The sequence below is a fragment of the Planococcus salinus genome, assembly GCF_003719725.1.
Lineage (GTDB): Bacteria > Bacillota > Bacilli > Bacillales_A > Planococcaceae > Planococcus > Planococcus salinus.
In genome coordinates this window covers 208,292-226,913 of record NZ_RIAX01000005.1, presented here as the reverse complement: position 1 = coordinate 226,913, position 18,622 = coordinate 208,292, and the positions used below count along the sequence as shown (strand labels likewise).

The following is an 18,622-nucleotide window of genomic DNA, read 5'->3' as shown; positions in this document are numbered from 1 at the left end:
GAGTTCCGACGTCGAGGGGGAACGGGTACTTGACCTTCGGCTTTTGTCGCCATTCGCGCAGGTGAATGGCTGCCATCCATCTCTTAAGATCTTAACCATCATTCATCGAGCAACAAACAAAAAACACGCCATCCGCCAAAGCGGACCACGTGTTTCATTTTACATATTATCTTACATCAACCAGTTCAGAAATCGTCGTTCCGTCCATATCCACCGTTTTGACACCGCCGAAACCTTCCACCATATAATACTTGATCGGTTCTTCGACAAAGTCCGGATCATCGGCAACCGTCACTTCGACCGCGTTGGTAAAGGTGCGGTACGCCGTTTCGACTGTTACACCGACAGCGGTGATTTCATGCTCGGGTGAAAACGTAGAATCCACATTGAACGTCTTGCCGGTTTCCACCGGGTATACCAGCTCCACGTAAAACTCGGAATACGGGAAGCCGATGCCGTAATAATCGCGTGTTTCGCTCTCGATGTAATCATCAATATGCTCACCGTTTTCATCCGTCATCGTCCAGACAAAGCCGAGCGGCAATTCGTCATTGATGCGGTAAGGCACAAACTCGTATTGATGTGTGCTCGTCGAACCATCCGCCGATTCATATACATACGTCTTCGTCATATCTTTCATGTACGAGCCTGCGATGCGTGCGTCGTTCTTGAACTTCGGCTCCTGGCCGCGGGCAAGGAACGCGGAGAACTGGGCGCGCGTAACTGCAAGATTCGGTTTAAACGTATTGTCCGGATACCCGACAGTAATATTGGCTCCCAGAATATAGCCAATCGGCTCATAGGCTTCCATCATCGGAGAAATATCCGTGAACGCCACATCTTCTGCAAACGGCGTCACAAACACCCGTGACAAAATGATCGCCATATCGCCGCGCGTAATCGTTTCATACGGGCGGAATGTGCCATCCGGATAACCGTTGATATATCCGGCTTCCTCAGCTTCGGCAATAAACCCGCTCGCTTTCTGTCTGGCCGTCACATCCGAAAAGCCGGAATCCCGCTGCGTGCCATCCAATCCCTGCATCCGGCCGATCATAATCGCCGCTTCCGCACGCGTCACCGTCGCATCCGGGCGGACTGTATCGTCCGGATAACCTTGTAAAATCTCCTGTTCCAATAAATATGTAATCTCTTCATAAAATCCATGTCCTGTATTCAAATCCGATGCGGCAGCTGCAGGAGAAGCGGACATCCCCATCAACACTACCAGCACCATTCCCAACAATAACTTTCTCAACACGTCACCCTCCAACTAATTAATGTATGCTTTTCTAATATACCCGTGCGTATTACAAATAAACTCCTTTTTGTAATATTTGTAATAAAAAATTAAAAATATCTAATATTTTCTATCTATCATTATTTTAAAGACAAGCAACTATATAAATTATCTTTTTTCGTTTGCACTAAGAGATGGAGTAAAAAGCTGCGAAACCCGTATGCTCCTGCATCGCTGCGCTGCTTCGTCGCAAAGACGTTGGCCGCACTGCCTTAGGCCAACGTCTTTCCTGCGGGAAAGCGAAGTGCTGAAATCCACTCGGGCGCTAAGCCCGAGTTAGTTCAGCGCAAGCCCGCCGAAAGCACAGCTCTTTTGCGGAATATCTACACTCAAACAAAAAACACGCCACCGAACCCCGGACAGCGTGTTCCATACTACAACTTATTCCACGTTGATCAATTCAAAAATCGTGCCGTTTTTATTGACCGTTTTGACTTTCCCGAAACCTTCGACAAAGTATTCCTTATAGCCAAACTCCACCGTCACTTCGACACCATTGGTGAACGTGCGGTATGGCGTTTCCACCGTTACGCCGACAGCTGTGATGGTGTGCGTCACATCATGGACATTGTCCAGGCTGTACGTTGTGCCGACCTTGATTGGATAAGCAAGAATCGGCGGATCGAAAACGTCCATGATCGGATGTGCAAGAATCAGCTGTTTTCTTGTTTCTACTTCACCGTACAGATAGGTTTCTTTGATGGACGGAACTTCCCGTGCCCAGATATAGCCGATCGGTTCGTTGGCGGGGCCGTCCTCGTATCTGAATGTATGCGTTTCGAGTCCGTGTGTCCCTGTATTATACGTATAGGATTTTGTCTTATCCTTCATGTACGAATGAGCCATCCGTGCGTCGTTTTTGAATTCCGGCTCAAGGCCCCGTGCCAGGAACGCGGCGAATTGTCCGCGTGTTACATGAGTATAGGGCTGGAATGTATGGTTGGCGTAACCGATGGTGATGTTGGCTGCCAGAATATCCGAAATCGCTTCATACGCCTGCATGTTCGGCGACACATCCGTAAAGTCTGCCGTTATTGAGAAAGGCGTCGGGAACACCCGTGATAAAATAATCGCCATGTCGCCGCGCGTAATCGGTGCATACGGGCGGAACGTGCCGTTTGGATAGCCGTTGATATACCCGGCTGCCTGGGCTTCCGCGATATAGCCGCTCGCTTTCTGGCCTTTCGTCACATCCGAAAAGCGGGAATCCCGCTGCGTGCCGTCCAGCTCTTCCATGCGGCCGATCATGATTGCGGCTTCCGCACGCGATACAATGACGTTCGGACGGACCGTGCCATCCGGGTAGCCGCCCAAAATTTCTTGTTCCATCAAATATGTAATCTCGTCATAAAATCCGTGGCTGGCCGGCAAATCAGATGCCGCACTTGCAGGGGAACTCCATATTCCCATAAATAAAACCAAAACAATCCCTGTGATTACCTTTTTCAACACGTCACTCCTCATTTACTGTATTTTCACACTTTCCTGATATACCCAAGTATATTACAATGAAACTCACTTTTGTAACATTTGTAACAATAACGTCAAAAAGAGTCCGAAAGAATCGGTTGCTGCGCGTGTTTTAATAAGAATTTGAAAAGCCACCCACATTTTTACGGGTGGCTTCAACCTTTTTTATTGCACATCAACCAGCTCATACAGCGTCACACCGTGGCGATTGACGAATTTCACTTCGCCAAATCCTTCAACCATGTAATACTTATAGCCGCTGTCATAGAACTCATCATCGATCGCCGCCGTCACTTCCACAGCATCCGTAAAGGTGCGGTAAGGAGTTTCGACCGTGACACCGACAGCCGTGATGGTCGATTCCGGCACGAAGAACGAATCGGTATTGAACGTTTTCCCGACTTCCGGCGGATAAACCAGATTGAGGTAGGATTCAGAATACGGATAGCCGATCAGGTAACCGTTGTGGCTTTCACCTTCGACATAATCGTATTGGAACCGTTCAAACGAATCGGTGACCGTCCAGGCGAAGCCGATGGGCTGTTCAAAGCGCTGTTCGACGAAGTTGAAAGTATGCGTCAATACATTGCCGTCGACATAGCGGTAACTGTATGTTTTCGTCTTGTCTTTCATGAACGAGTTTTCAATGACTGCATCGTTCTTGAACTTCGGCTCGAGTCCGCGTGCCAAGAAGGCCGAGAACTGGGCGCGTGTCACAAATTCATGCGGCCGGAACGTGTTGTCCGGATACCCGATGGTGATGTTCGCCGCCAGCACTTGGGCAATCGGTTCATACGCCCGCATATTCACCGACACATCCGAGAAGCCCACACCCAGCGTGATCGGTGTGACAAAAATACGGGATAAAATGATGGCCATATCGCCACGCGTGATCGATTCATACGGGCGGAATGTGCCATCCGGATAGCCGGTGATAAATCCGGCTTCCTGCGCTGCAGCGATAAATCCGCTGGCCGCCTGCTTTTGAGTCACATCCGAAAAGGACGTGGCGCGCTGCGTGCCATCCAGCTCTTTCAGCCGGCCGATCATGATCGCCGCTTCCGCACGCGTCACCACCGACTCCGGCCGAACCGTGCCATCCGGATAACCGCCGAGCACACCCAGCTCCGTCAAATACGTTATTTCCTCATAAAATCCGTGGCTTTCCGGCACATCCGGAGCAGCCCATACAGCAGGTGCCAGTAAAACCAGTGACAGCAACAATGCGACAACACCTGATAATTTCTTCAACCCATCACCTTCTCCATCCAAATAGTTTGCGTGCCAGGCACACACGCAATTCAAACACAATTCACTTATTCGACACCGATCAGCTCAAACACCGTTTCCCCTTGCTCGTTCAGCGACTTCACCGTCGAGAACCCTTCCACCATGTAATACCGGTAGCCATTGGCAACGGTGATTTCTGTGGCGTTGGTGAACGTGCCGTATTCCGTTTCAACGGTTTGATTGACCGCGCTGATCGTCAAATAGGTCGGTTCCCCGAGGCCCGTCTCAAACGTTTTGCCGACTTCGACAGGGTAGGTGAGCACCGTGTCATATTCCGAATACGGATAGCCGTTCAAGAAAACCCGGTGTGTTTCGACTTCCTGGTATTCCAGGTCATAATCGTGCTTGCCGCTCTCGACACGCCACATATAACCGTAAGCCAGACCGTCGCGGCTCGGCAGGTCCTCATATGAATGGACTTCCACATGGCCGTCTACACGCCGGTACGTATACATTTTCGTTTTATCTTTCATGTACGAACCTGCAATGCGTGCATCATTTTTAAACTGGGGCTCGAGCCCTCTCGCCACGAATGCGGAAAACTGGCCGCGTGTGATCGGCTCATTTGGGCGGAAAGTATGGTCGTCATAGCCGACGGCAATACTGGCAGCCACCATCTTGCCGACCGCATCGTACAACTCCATGTTCGGCGACACATCCGTAAAATCACTGTTGAACGAAAAGCCCAAATCGAAACTTCTCGACAAAATAATCGCCATATCACCGCGCGTAATCGGCGCGTATGGCTTGAATGTACCGTCCGGATATCCATCGATCAACCCGGCCTCCGCTGCCGCGGCAATAAACCCGCTCGCTTTTTGGCGTGCCGTCACATCTGAAAACGGCGTCGCTTGTTGCGTGCCGTCCAGGCCTTTCAGCCGGCCGACCATAATCGCCGCCTCGGCACGCGTCACCGTTGATTCAGGCCGCACCGTGCCGTCCGGATACCCCGTAATAATGCCTTCATCCAATAAATACGTCATCTCCTCATGAAAGCTGTGAGACGACGGCAGGTCTGATGCTGCCTGGGCAGAAGAGACCAGCAGAAACATAGAAAAAATAACTAGTACAGACGACCAAAGTTTCTTCAAACTATCACCCCTTAGTATTAACAAAATCTTTCTACCTACAGTTTAACAGCAAACACTTATTAAAATCTATAACAATATTAAAAATTCAGATAATTATTTACAGTTCTGTCATCCCTTGAATCTGGAAAGAAGGGGAGTTAAATAGAATCGAAAGTCATGAATCAGGAGTTTAATGAAATATAATTTAGGATAAAGTAAGTCTTTTGGTTTATAAACGGATAGATGGAGTGAAAATCAGCCGAAATCCGGATAACAAAAAAATAGCAAAAGAAGATCCGCCTTTCCCCGCTTACAAGCGGACGGAAAAAACGTGAAAGACCTCTGTCTGCAAGCCATCCGCCTGCGCGAATGGCGACAAAAGACGAAGTTCAAGTACCCATCCGATCCCGACGTCGGAACTCGGCATCATTTCGTCGGAATTCAGCAGTGATTCGTCGTAACTCATGCTCGATTCGTCGGAATTCAACAACAAACGGTCGGAACTCACCCAGTAACTAATCGACTAACATTCTTTACCTCAGCAGCTCGACACTATTTTGAATTGCCCTTATCAATGAAATAACAAAGCGAAGGTGCGTGTACGGAATCGCCGAAGCAAGAAGGCAAGCGGTCTTTACCTGGCTTCATTCGGAAGGCATCCCCAAAGCGTCCGGAGCGGATAAATAATGACGCAAAAAAAGCCAGCCACCCAAAAGGCAACCAGCTTCCTTCTATATAATACTCTTACTCCACACGGATCAATTCCTTCGTCACCGTGCCATCAACATCCACCGACTTCACTTCACCGAAACCTTCCACCATATAATACGTGTAGCCGTCCGTCATAAATTCCTCCTGATCAGCTTCGACCGTCACTTCGACCGCATCCGTGAACGTCTGGTATGCCGTTTCCACCGTCACACCGATATCCGTGATTTCATGCTGCGGGGCATACGGCGTATCCACATACCAGGTTTGGCCAACTTCCACAGGATACTGCAAGTCGATATAGTATTCCGATCGCGGATAACCAATTGTATACTCTTCACGCGCTTCACGCTCCAGCACATCGCTGAGCAGCGACCCGTCTTCTTCGTAAATGCTCCAGATATAACCCATCGTGAAGCCGTTCCGCGTCGGCACGTAATTATACACGTGTCGCTGGACGCCTGTCTCCGTATCGTAGACATACGTTTTCGTCTTGTCTCTCAGATACGAATTCTCAATCGTGGCATCGTTCTTGAATTCCGGCTCCAAACCGCGTGCCAGAAACGCCGAGAACTGTGCACGCGTCACCGCTTCATTCGGCCGGAATGTATTATTCGTATACCCGATCGCGATATTTGCGCCCACTACTTTCTTGATCGCATCAAACGCTTCCATATTTTCCGACACATCACTGAAGCTGACGTCCACATTAAACGGAATGATGAACAACCGCTCCAAAATAATTGCCATATCACCGCGCGTAATCGTCTCGTACGGGCGGTACATACCATCCGGATACCCTTCAATCAACCCGGCATCCGCCGCTGCGGAAATAAATCCGCTCGCTTCCTGAATAGCAGAAACGTCCGTGAACTCCGAATCGCGCTGGGTGCCGTCAAATTCCTTCAAACGTCCAATCATAATCGCCGCTTCTGCACGCGTCACTTCAGCATCAGGCCGAACCGTATCGTCCGGATAGCCCTGTAAAATCTCCCGTTCCAATAAATAATCCATTTCCTCATAAAATCCGTGAGACGCCGACAAATCAGTCGCTCCCTGGACAGGAGACGCCAGACCGAACACCAGCAACACCACTGCTGCCACCGATAACTTCTTCAAACTCCTCACTCCTTTATATATATTTCGCCCTCCGAGAAATAGAAAATTACTACCCAGAGCGCGAGTATCCGAAACAAGCTCTTTTTCCCCCTGTACCCGTTTAAAAAGCACCAAAACGGGTGAATTTCCGTCGTTTGCTCATTACAGGAGGGGGGAGTTAATAAAACAAAACTTAAAAGCCAAATGGAAGCCATCCGCTGCGTGAATGGCGACAAAAGATGAAGTTCAAGTACCCATTCGCCCCGACGTCGGAACTCGGCGTCATTTCGTCGGAATTCAGGAGTGATTGGTCGTAACTCATGCTTGACTGGTCGGAATTCGGCGGCAAACGGTCGGAACTCACTGGTGCAGGCCGCGGATAGATAATGACGCAAAAAAAGCCAGCCACCCAAAAGGGCAACCAGCTTCCTTCTATATAATACTCTTACTCCACACGGATCAATTCCCGCGACACCGTGCCATCTGCCTCGACTTGCTTCACTTCACCAAAGCCTTCTACCATGTAGTACGTAAAACCATTATCCATATCCGCCGGCCTCGATTCGACCGTCACTTCCACAGCATCCGTAAACGTCCGGTACGGAGTTTCCACCGTCACACCTGTAGCAGTGATTTTACGCGGTGGGGCATATCGCGTGTCTTCGTACCAGGTTTTTCCGATTTCGATTGGATATTTGAGATCCGTATACGATTCCGAATATGCCTGGCCGAACGAATAGTACTCGCGTGTTTCAATTTCTACCGTGTCCACCAAAAAATCGGGATTACCTTCTTCGGTAATCGTCCATACATACCCTACCTCCAAGGTATTGCGCGTAGGCACGTAATTATACGTATGGTGCTCAACGCCATAAGGGGTATCATAAATATGCGTTTTCGTCTTGTCTCTCAAATACGAATTCTCAATCGTGGCATCGTTCTTGAATTCCGGTTCCAAACCGCGTGCCAGAAACGCTGAAAACTGTGAGCGCGTCACTGCCTGATGCGGGCGGAACGTATTATTCGTATAACCGTTCGTAATATTCGCCGCGACAATCATCTGGATTGGCTCATACGCGCGCATATTCTGCGACACATCCGTAAAACTGACATCCGCACGGAACGGAACGATGAACAACCGCTCCAAAATAATCGCCATGTCGCCTCGTGTAATTGATTCATACGGACGGTACGTACCATCTGTATGCCCCTGGATCAATCCCGCTTCCGCAGCTGCAGCGATATAACCGCTTGCTGCCTGGTTGGCAGATACATCCGAAAACTCCGTCGCGCGCTGCGTACCGTCAAACTCCTTCAAACGGCCGATCATAATCGCCGCCTCGCCGCGCGTCACTTCCTCGTCAGGCCGAACCGTACCATCCGGATACCCCTGCAACACACCTCGGTCCAATAAATAATCCATCTCCTCATAAAACCCATGAGACTCCGGCAAATCCGACGCTCCCTGGACAGGAGCCGCCAAACCGAACACCAGCAACACCACTGCTACCACCGACAACTTCTTCAAACCCCTCACTCCTTTACATCTATTTCGACGTCCCGGGAATAAAAAATAGATACCCGGCACGCGATTACCTGGAATAACCCTTTACTTTCCTGTACCCTTTTAAAATGAACCAAAACGATTGAATATTCCGTCTTTTCTATGCTCTTGAACTTATCCAGCCGATCCTGGCGTCACTTCGTATGTAGATATCTTTTGCGCCCCAGCGGNTGGCGTCACTTCGTATGTAGATATCTTTTGCGCCCCAGCGGCCGCCACAATTTGAGGAACAATTGAGTCGGTCACTGGGGCGCGAGGAGGGAGCGACACCGGCTTTCTACATTGGCATTGGAAATCACTTTCTACAGTGAGCAAGGCTGTTTGGAGTGGAAGCGGCGACTCCAGCGGGAACAGCGCGAGCTGAAGACACTGGACTGAGCAAAGCGAAGGAAGCTGGCTGAAGCCGTGCCCGCGGAAAGCGTCCGCTGGAACGGAAAACAGCCAATACACTTTATACTACAAGCCTGTCTAAGCACAGCTGTTTTGCGGAATATCCACAATATACCCCCAATTAAAATATTTCATTTCTGTAAAGCGCTACAAAAATCCCCAATAGATGAGTATAATAGAATTGCTTGACTATTCTGTTAAAAGGAGATGGTGAAATGGCAATGCGAAGAAAAGCGGCGATGATTTTGGCCGCGCTCGTTCTCGCGGTGAGTGGATTGTTTACAGCGGTCCCGGCACAGGCGGCGAATGACGTGACACGGGGCGAATTCATTTCGCACCTGGTGTCGGCACTTGATGTCGAGCTGGGAGACGGATCGACAATCACTTTCCAGGACGTGGACGGGGAGCTCGCCCCTTACGTCGAAGCGGCCTTCAATATGGGGCTGACGAAAGGGAAGTCCGAAACGGCTTTTGCACCTCAGGAGAAATTGACGCGTGAACAGGGCTTTGCGATGGCATCACGCGCGATTGTAACAGACGAAGAGTACTCATCCGCTTTATTGAAACGTTTCAAAGACAACCGTTACCTGAGTCGAAGCCTGCTGGATGAACTGTCGAAAGCAGTCGGCACAGGTCTTTTGCTCGGCTATAACGACGGCACTGTCAAACCGCAAAACGGCATTTCGCCAAATGAAATGCGTGCCATCGTCCAGCGTGTCGTAAGAGAATTCACGCCGGTGGACGGCAATGATGTGGCGTTCCGCATCCTCGGAACATCCGATTTGCACACGAACTTTGTCAATTATGATTATTACCAGGACCAAGTGTCCAACAGCCTCGGCCTTGCCAAAACCGGTGTCCTCATCGAAGCGGCACGCGCTGAAAACCCGAACAGCGTGTTGATGGACAACGGGGATTTGATTCAAGGGACGCCGTTTGGCGGTTATAAAGTGAACGTCGATCCGATTGAGGAAGGCGAGCTGCATCCGGCATACGCCGCGCTCGAATCCCTGGATTTCGACGCCTCGACACTCGGCAACCACGAATTCAACTTCGGCCTCGAGTACTTGGATGAAGCATTGGATGACGCGCCGTTCCCAGTGCTGAACGCCAATGTCTACGATGCCGAAACGAATGAAAACCGTTACGAGCCGTATACCGTCTTTGACAAAGAAGTCGTCGATGGCAGCGGCAACACGCACACCATCCAAGTCGGCGTCATTGGAGTCGTCGCACCTCATATCATGAGATGGGACCGTGCGCATCTGGAAGGCGAAGTCATCGCTGAAGATGCTGTCGAATCCGTCGAGAAGTTCCTGCCGGAAGTGGAAGCGGCCGGCGCTGATGTCGTCATCGTTTTGTCCCACTCCGGAATGGGCGACGAAACGCATGAAGTCGGGGAAGAGGACATCACCTATCAACTGACTGAAATCGAAGGCATCGACGCCATCATCACAGGCCATAACCACGACGTCTTCCCAGGCTCTTACGGAGATCTGGCCAATGTCAATCAAGAACAGGGCACGATCAACGATACACCAGTCGTCATGCCGGGCAACTTCGGCAGCCATTTGGGCGTCATCGATTTGACACTATCTCCTGAAGGCGATGATTGGGAAGTCGTATCCGAAAAAGCTGAACTTCGTGAAATCGACACGGAAACAGACGTCGTGGCGCAGCAAGTCATTGACGCTGTGCTGGAAACACACGAAGCCACCATCGAATACGTCAACACGCCGGTAGCTGAAACAACAGCACCGATCACCAGCTATTTCTCGCTCGTCCAGGACGATCCATCCGTGCAAATCGTCAATAACGCACAAACCTGGTACGTCGAGCAGCAAGTAGCCGGCACCGCCAACGCCGACTTGCCGATCCTGTCAGCGGCAGCACCATTCAAAGCGGGCGGACGCAACGGAGCCGATTATTACACCGACATTGAAGCTGGCGAAATCGCCATCAAAAACGTCGCGGACCTGTACGTCTTCGACAACACCGTATTTGCCTTGAAGCTGACTGGAGCGGACCTGTTGGAATGGCTCGAAATGTCAGCCGGCCAGTTCAATCAAGTCGATCCGAACGCCACAGGGCCGCAGCAATTGGTGGACCCGGAATTCCGTACCTATAACTTCGACGTTATTGACGGTGTCACATACGAAATTGACGTGACAGAACCGGAGAAATATGACAATGAAGGCGTTTTGGTCAACCCGGACGCCAACCGCATCAAGAACCTGACGTACGAAGGGGAGCCGGTCGCAGCTGACCAGGAATTCCTGGTAGCGACCAATAACTACCGTGCAAGCGGCAACTTCCCAGGCGTCGTCAACGCGACGGAATCACTGGACTTTGCCTACGAGAACCGCCAAGCCATCATCGATTACCTGGTCGAACAGCAAACCATCGACCCATCGGCTGACGGCAACTGGTCATTCGCACCAATCGAAGGGGAGCAGACCCTGCAGTTCGAAACATCCGGCAACGCCCAGGATCTCATCCCTGCTGACAGCGGCATCACCTATGTCGGCCCAGCACAGGACGGCTTTGCCACGTATCAGATTGTAGTGGAATAAATGAAAACCGGAAAGCCCATTCGCATTAGCGGATGGGCTTTTCTTCTTGCCAGTATCATTTTCAGCAGCGAGTTCCGACCAATCATGAGCGAGTTACGACTCTGAACGCCTGAGTTACGACTTTTATCGCTCGAGTTACGACTTTTCACTCGTGAGTTACAACTTTTTCCCTCCGAGTTACGACTATGCTCCATTCAAGCACGTGAACTTTCTCATTTGTCGCCATTCGCGCAGGCGAATGGCTTCCATTCTGTCTTTCAAAAATTTTTTTCGACCAACTCAAGTGCAAAGACGGAGATGGAAGCGTTCCGCCACAGCGGAACGCCTTGTAGGAAGACTGGCGTCACTTAGAAAAGTGAAACGCGACTTTCCACCGTCAGTTACAACTTAGCACAACACCCAAACAGAAAAACCGGCTCCATTCCTCATTTTCTACGCCTAAAACTTTAGTCATGAAAATTTTTAAAAAGGGGATGTAAATTACCTAACTATGTGTTAAAATATATTAAATATTTAGAATATTAAGTCCTTTAGAACTAATATACTAAATTTTTCCTTATTCTATCCATTTATAATCAGCTGCAAAGCAAACCATTTAACGATTACATATGCCAAATGACCTATAAAAATAGACAGATAATCTCTTGGAGGTGCCGTATGATCAAAAAAACGATACTTGTCACAGGGGGACTTGGGTTCATCGGTTCGAACTTCATCCATTATTGCCTTACCAGCAATCCGGATTACGCCATCGTCAACATCGACAGCATGACAGACGCCGCCAATCTCGATAACCTGACCGCCGTGGAAATGAACCCGCGTTACACGTACCACCACATCGACATCCGGGACGCGGACGCGGTCAAGCACATCTTCCGCCAATACCAGATCACCGACGTCGTCCATTTTGCCGCGGAAACACGTTTCAGCCAAATCGCCCACCCAATGGACCTTTTTCATGAAACCAATGTGAAAGGAACCCATAACCTGTTGGAAGCAGCACGCGATCTGTGGCAGGAAGGGCCATTCCAGCCAAAAGAAGGGTTCGCGGACTCTCGTTTCCATCACATCTCGACCGTCGCCGTCTACGGATCACTCGAAAAAGAAGGGAAATTCACGGAGCAATCGGAGCTGGCGCCGACTCATCTGTTCAGCCGCAGTAAAGCGAATGCCGACCGGCTCGTACAGGAGTATTATGAGGAATACGGCTTGAACGTCGTCACCACGGCCAGTTCCAACAACTACGGACCGCTGCAGCAGGAAGAAAAGTTCATCCCGACACTCGTACGGAAAGCGTTGAGCCACGAAGAAATTCCGGTCCACGGCAATGGTCAGAACACTCGCGACTGGCTGTTCGTCCTCGACCATTGCGCCGCCATCGACCGGGTGTTTCATCAGGGCCGTAAAGGAGAGCGCTATTTAATAGGAGGAAACACCGAAAAATCCAATATCGAAGTCGCCCATGCCGTCTGCAACTACCTGGATGAACTGGTGCCAAGGCCTTACAGCTACAACTGCATGATCCGCTTCGTCGATGATCCCTATCTCCGGCATAACCGTTACGCCGTCGATGCCACCAAACTCAAACAGGAGCTGGGTTTCACACCGATCCAGCCGTTCGACACCGGCTTATGGAGCACCATCGATTGGTATGCGGAAAAATACAGACGATACGATGTTCTGCGGATGATGGGCTGAATTTTAGTCTAGTTTTAATTATACAGAGAACTCTGGAATTCTGTAGAAAGCCGCTGTATATTATAGAAGGGACTCATAAAGTCCTTACCATTTTTCTTTTTCCAATAAATTTACAAAATATACTAGGCTAAATAGCCTGTTTGTAATATAATGGAGTAAGCTTTATGGCATATCAGAGCCAGGCTACACCATTTAGGAAGAGAAAGTGAGTGGGAAAGAGATGGGGCAATACGACTTCTATAAAGAAAAACTTGAAAAACGTTTTGACAAAAGCATAAAAGACATTTTAGTCGAATACTACATCGTCAAAGAACTCGGTCCTTCAGTAGGTGCCAAGCAGCTCAAAATTCCGCGACAAGTATTCGTTCACTACTGCAATTTATTCAGACTGAAAGAACTTAGAAACGCTGAAGACAAACAGGGACATCAACTTTGCAGCAAATAAAAACAGCAAGCCCTTCACTGGAAGAAGGGCTTGCTGTGATGAGCATATGCGGTTAGGTTAAAATCCAGTGGCTTGTTTCATCAAGTCGTTTTTGCGCTGCTCTTTTCTGTTTTCGTACTCACTGACAAACGAATCGGCGTGTGATTCTGCCAGTCCGTTCGCTTTCAATTCCTGCTTCATCGACCCCAGCACCGCGTAGAATACAGCATCGGTGCGGTTCTCAAGTTCCGCGGCAGCCGATGTGTACTTGCTGTAGAAATAAGAGTAACTGATCGACTCGCCGCTCGCTTTTTTCGAAGTATATTCAGCTTTGGCGCGGCCCACTAGACCGGAAATGCGTGAATTGGCTTGCGCTTCCACATCAGCCAAAGCCGGTTCGTATTTCTGTTTGATCTGGGCAACCGTCACGGACCCGCCGGCGTTGCCTGACCCTTTATCTGAAGACCCAGAACTAGAAGACCCAGACCCCGAAGATCCACTTCCTGCAGAACCGGAGTTAGACGAGCCGGAACCAGAAGATCCCGAGCCGCTGCCGCCAGTCGAACCGGAAGCTCCCGCTTTTGCATCGGTCGATCCGTTGCCTGAAGTCCCCGTTGATCCACTGCTTTTTGCTCCTGCAGAAGAACTTCCATTAGAAGAACTCCCTTCAGAAGAAGCGCCGGCCGTTCCATTTAACGCATTGGCTGATTCAGTGGAAGTAGAGGTTCCAGAACCTGCAGCTTTTTCTCCACCCGCCGCAGCTGTCGATTTGTCCGCGGCGTCTGAGTTCTCTGCATCCGTTCCGGAAGCCGTTTCCGTATCAGGCGTCGCGTTGCTGTCGCCATTTTCCACAACATTGCCTTCTTTATCTAAAATAATCGTTGAGCCGTCGGGCAGCTCCACATTATATTCTTCTTTTGTAATGTCATCGACTTCTTTGTCAGCGACGTCATATTCCTTGAATTGGAATAAATAAAGCAAGTAACCCGCTGTGCTGAGAAGCACAATCCCTAGCAGCAAAACAATCTTTTTCCAATGCCTCTTCACATTCAATCCTCCCGATAATAAAAATCTCTTAATTACAATAGCATAAAGAATCCAATATTTATACAAAATATTTTTTATCTACTAACTTTTTACAAATTTCAGTTGTAGTTCTTATTACCTTAAACTACAATTAAACAATGATTGACAAATTTTGATAAAGAGGTGTACAGATGGCGAAAAACAAAAACACAAAGTTGTTCCTGGCAGGAACGATGGCATTATCTTCTGTTGTGGCAGTCGGACTTCCGGCAGGGCAGGCAGAAGCGGCAACACCGTCAGCCGATGAAGTAGCTAAAAAATTAGCAGATCTCAATGAAGAACAGAAAACAATTTTTAAAATTGTACAGAAGCACCTTTCAGAAAACATTGGAGATTTTCTTACTGAAAAATATGAATCTACCAATCTTGAAGACGACTTAGTAGAATTGCTGAAGCCAGTCGAATTCGGGACAGCAGATGAAATGAAAATCGAAGCTGAACAACGGATCAATGCGTTTCGTGACAAAGCGGATTACCTTCCAGAAGCAAACCGCGAAGAGTTGATTGAATTTGCAAAGGGACTACGTGCAGATTTGTCCCTAGACATCGAAGGTATTGATCATGATAACTGGGATTCGTTGTTTGGTGATATAATCGATAGCCTAAAAGTACATATGCCTTCGTCTTTAGAAGAGATTTTTGTATTCCCAGGGCTCTCAGAAATTAATGGCATATACAATGACATTGATAGAGACATTAAAGCTGCTTTCCCTGATGACAACAATAATGATAATGGAAACGGAGGCGGCGGAACAAAGCCACCAACGAACCCAGACCCAGAACCAACAGATCCAGAACCAACGGATCCGGATCCAACTGAGCCAACTGACCCAGAACCAACTGATCCGACAGAACCGACGGATCCAGACCCAACGGAACCGACCGATCCAACAGATCCAACGGAACCAACTGATCCAGAACCGACACCACCGACAACCGGCACAGACACTGGCGTTGTAACTACACCGAACGAAGTGGCAGGCAACACGCAGACAGTTATCGATGCAATCAACAATGCAGAGAAAATGTCAGAACTCGGCATCACGACGGGTGAAGGGGAGTCGGAAGTCACTATTCCTTACACCATCTCAAACGCAATGGCAGCGAAAAATGAAAAATCGAAACTCGTTATTTCTTCCGCTGGTTCATCCTATGAATTGCCGGTTTCTGTAGTGGATGGCACTCGAATCGCCGCTGACCTGGGCGTCACATCCGCTGAATTGAACCTGGTTGTTTCCATGGAAAAAGTGAACAACGAAACGACAGGCGGTTTATTGTCATACGCTGTTGATTTCAAAGTGAAAGTACAGGCGCCAAACGGCGAATCAGCTGACGTAACTCACCTCGGCTATCCGGTCAAACGATCAATCGTTACAGACCTTGAGCTGGATGCAGCATCAACAGTCGGCGTACGCGTCAACGAAGATGGCACCGTTACACCGGTACCAACATATATCGACGGCGACAGCACAGCAGACCTGTTCTTCTCATCCAACTCGGCGTACACGTTGATCAGCCACTCCAAAACATTCGCTGACATCGACAACCGTGGATATTGGGGCGAAGAGTTCATCGAAAAATTGGCTTCGAAAATGATCGTCAACGGTAAAACTGACGAAAAATTCTCACCATCCATCGCCATCACACGCGGTGAATTCGCAGCAGTCCTTGCGCGCGGATTAGGCTTAGTGGCAGAAGACCCGAACAGTGACGAGTTCACAGACGTATCGACTAAACAAGGCGCCAACAAAAACGGCGAAATCGCAGCAGTCGTTGAAGCGGGAATCGTCCAAGGTTACGGCAACGGACAATTCGGTCCATACGACGAAATCTCGCGCAACGAAGCGGCCATCATGATCAGCCGTGCAATGGACTTCATCGGTTCCGATGACATCGAATTGAACGAAGCGAAAAAAGTAGCGGACTTCGCGGACTACCGCTACATTTCCGAAGCGGCACGCCCACACGTGGAGCGCGTCTACCAGGCCGAATACCTGGAAGGTTTCCCTGAAGACAACACCTACCGCTCACAAGGCGACACATCACGCGCCCAAACAGCGAAAATCCTTTACAACTTCCTGAACTCAATCAAGTTCATCAACTAATGAAATAAACACAGCAATCTATTAAGCTTCGGCGCTTTTCCCAAAGCGCCGGAGCTTTTTTCTGTTATTTCTCATAGCGATATTCCGAAAAACAGCAGTGCGAAAGCAGCATAGTCGTAACTCGGAAGGAAAAAGTCGTAACTCAGAGATGAAAAGTCGTAACTCGGGCGATAAAAGTCGTAACTCAAGCTTCAGAAGTCGTAACTCGACTTTCCAAGCAACGACAGTGTTCCTACAAGGCGTTTCGCCCTGGCGAAACGCTTCCATCTCCGCACTTGCTCTTGAATGAATGAAGGTTCTTCCCCTCTTCAGCTTGCGAGTGAAGGGAAAAATCTTAAAGAGCAGAATGGAAGCCATTCGCCTGCGCGAATGGCGACAAAAGAGGAAGTTCAAGTGCGGATATGGAGCATAGTCGTAACTCGGCAGGGAAAAGTCGTAACTCAGAGATGAAAAGTCGTAACTCAAGCTTCAGAAGTCGTAACTCGTCTTTCCAAGCAACGCCAGTTTTCCTAAATGGCGAAACGCTTCCATCTCGCCCTTGAATTTAACTGGCTGGTCTCCGCGTCACTGCATATTTTGATATTCTATGCATTTAGCGTCTACCACAATTGTGTTTATCACTGCGGCGCGAAGCGGATGACAAAGGTTTCTTTTCTTTTGCGCCCCAGCGGCAGCCACAATTTGAGGAACAATTGTGTCTGTCACTGGGGCGCGAAGGGGGTGTGGCACGACTCCAAAGCCATGCCCGCTGCAACTGAAGGAGTATCTAAGCGAAAGGCGCGTCTCCGGGGGCAGCAAGAACTTGACTCAAAGAGTTTGAGTCAAGTTCTATGCGACGAAGTAAGAATACAGGCGTGTCTTTGCCTGGCTTCTTACGGGAGGCATCCCCAAAGCGCCGAAGCGGATGACAAAGAATTCTTTTCCTTTACACCCAGCGTCTGCCGAAGCGGCTACAATACCGCCACCTTTTAATGGCTATCTGTAACTCAACATCCAGTATTATGAAATAATTCTACACACAAAGAACCATTAAATATTTCCAAAATAAACCTCTCCTGCCCCGTGACTCTATGCTATACTAAAAAAAGCATTTTACTATTAAAGGAGCCATATGCCATATGGAAGAAACCATCTCATTACAGGAATTATTCGCCACCTTGAAAAAAAGGCTGGGCTTGATTGTCCTGCTGACTGTACTGGCCGTCATCATCGCAGGCGTCATCAGCTACCAGTTCATGACACCCGTCTACGAGACATCCACGCAGATTCTCGTAAATCAGGAACAGACGGAAGGCAGCCAATTTTCACGGCAGGATATTCAAACCGACCTGGAACTGATCAATACATATAGCGTCATTATTAAGAGCCCGGCCATCCTGGACCGAGTGGCTGAACAGCTGGATTTGGATATGTCCATCGAAGCACTGAACCAGAAAATCACCGTCAACAACGCAGAGAATTCACAAGTCGTCAATATTGCCGTACAGGACCCGGATCCGGCAGTTGCAGTGGACATTGCCAACACGACGGCCACTGTCTTTGAAAGCGAAATCCAGGAATTGATGAACGTCGACAACGTGTCGATCTTGTCATCGGCCGTCCTGAAAGAGAACCCATCACCCGTCGCACCCAACCCGATGCTCAATATGGCCATCGCTGCGGTAGTCGGCTTGATGCTGGGTGTCGGAATCGCGTTCCTTCTGGAGTACCTGGATACCACGATTAAAAGCGGGGAAGACATCGAAGAGTTTCTCAATTTACCGCGTCTCGGTGTGATTTCGCCGATTACAGACAAAGGACCATCAGCAGAATTCAACAAAGCTTCCAAAAGGGAACGGGGGTAGTC

13 protein-coding genes are annotated in these 18,622 nt (G+C 49.2%); 5 read left to right on the top strand and 8 right to left on the bottom strand.

Annotation, left to right across the window (positions count from 1 at the left end):
- Positions 1 to 166: 166 nt before the first annotated feature.
- The 7 genes from EEX84_RS09260 to EEX84_RS09225 form a co-directional block, all read right to left on the bottom strand.
- Positions 167 to 1,258 carry an S-layer homology domain-containing protein gene (locus EEX84_RS09260; protein ID WP_240033950.1) on the bottom strand — a complete coding sequence of 364 codons (1,092 nt, stop codon included), beginning with the start codon at positions 1,256 to 1,258 and terminating at the stop codon, positions 167 to 169.
- Between the two features lie 423 nt (positions 1,259 to 1,681).
- The gene (locus EEX84_RS09255; protein ID WP_158599106.1) at positions 1,682 to 2,749 is read right to left on the bottom strand and encodes an S-layer homology domain-containing protein; all 1,068 of its coding nucleotides are present in this window, start codon (positions 2,747 to 2,749) and stop codon (positions 1,682 to 1,684) included.
- Between the two features lie 186 nt (positions 2,750 to 2,935).
- A complete protein-coding gene (locus tag EEX84_RS09250) occupies positions 2,936 to 4,021 on the bottom strand; it encodes an S-layer homology domain-containing protein (RefSeq protein ID WP_123165346.1) in 1,086 nt (361 codons plus the stop codon).
- Between the two features lie 65 nt (positions 4,022 to 4,086).
- Positions 4,087 to 5,151 carry an S-layer homology domain-containing protein gene (locus EEX84_RS09245; RefSeq protein WP_123165345.1) on the bottom strand — a complete coding sequence of 355 codons (1,065 nt, stop codon included), beginning with the start codon at positions 5,149 to 5,151 and terminating at the stop codon, positions 4,087 to 4,089.
- Between the two features lie 289 nt (positions 5,152 to 5,440).
- Positions 5,441 to 5,623, bottom strand: coding sequence for a hypothetical protein (locus EEX84_RS09240; RefSeq protein ID WP_123165344.1), 183 nt, complete (start codon positions 5,621 to 5,623; stop codon positions 5,441 to 5,443).
- A gap of 251 nt (positions 5,624 to 5,874) precedes the next feature.
- Positions 5,875 to 6,966 carry an S-layer homology domain-containing protein gene (locus EEX84_RS09235; protein WP_420812568.1) on the bottom strand — a complete coding sequence of 364 codons (1,092 nt, stop codon included), beginning with the start codon at positions 6,964 to 6,966 and terminating at the stop codon, positions 5,875 to 5,877.
- Positions 6,967 to 7,381: 415 nt separating this feature from the next.
- The gene (locus EEX84_RS09225; protein ID WP_240033949.1) at positions 7,382 to 8,473 is read right to left on the bottom strand and encodes an S-layer homology domain-containing protein; all 1,092 of its coding nucleotides are present in this window, start codon (positions 8,471 to 8,473) and stop codon (positions 7,382 to 7,384) included.
- A 632-nt stretch (positions 8,474 to 9,105) separates the two neighbouring features.
- On the opposite strand from EEX84_RS09225, the gene EEX84_RS09220 reads away from it, so the two are divergent.
- From EEX84_RS09220 to EEX84_RS09210, 3 genes are all read left to right on the top strand, one after another.
- A complete protein-coding gene (locus EEX84_RS09220; protein WP_123165340.1) occupies positions 9,106 to 11,463 on the top strand; it encodes a bifunctional 2',3'-cyclic-nucleotide 2'-phosphodiesterase/3'-nucleotidase in 2,358 nt (785 codons plus the stop codon).
- A 657-nt stretch (positions 11,464 to 12,120) separates the two neighbouring features.
- Positions 12,121 to 13,161 (top strand): dTDP-glucose 4,6-dehydratase, encoded by a 1,041-nt coding sequence (locus tag EEX84_RS09215; protein WP_240033948.1) that lies wholly within the window; start codon positions 12,121 to 12,123, stop codon positions 13,159 to 13,161.
- Between the two features lie 205 nt (positions 13,162 to 13,366).
- On the top strand, positions 13,367 to 13,606 hold the full coding sequence (locus EEX84_RS09210; protein ID WP_123165338.1) for a hypothetical protein: 240 nt from the start codon (positions 13,367 to 13,369) through the stop codon (positions 13,604 to 13,606).
- A 57-nt stretch (positions 13,607 to 13,663) separates the two neighbouring features.
- Here the strand turns inward: EEX84_RS09210 and EEX84_RS09205 are convergent, their stop codons facing one another.
- Positions 13,664 to 14,632 carry a hypothetical protein gene (locus EEX84_RS09205; RefSeq protein ID WP_123165337.1) on the bottom strand — a complete coding sequence of 323 codons (969 nt, stop codon included), beginning with the start codon at positions 14,630 to 14,632 and terminating at the stop codon, positions 13,664 to 13,666.
- Between the two features lie 170 nt (positions 14,633 to 14,802).
- Between EEX84_RS09205 and EEX84_RS16510 the strand changes: the two genes are divergently transcribed.
- Both EEX84_RS16510 and EEX84_RS09190 read left to right on the top strand, forming a co-directional pair.
- Entirely contained in the window at positions 14,803 to 16,776 is a 1,974-nt protein-coding gene (locus EEX84_RS16510; RefSeq protein ID WP_158599105.1) for an S-layer homology domain-containing protein, read from the top strand.
- 1,118 nt (positions 16,777 to 17,894) lie between these two features.
- Complete coding sequence (locus EEX84_RS09190; protein WP_123165335.1) at positions 17,895 to 18,620, top strand: YveK family protein; 726 nt, start codon at positions 17,895 to 17,897, stop codon at positions 18,618 to 18,620.
- The last annotated feature ends 2 nt before the right edge of the window (positions 18,621 to 18,622 follow it).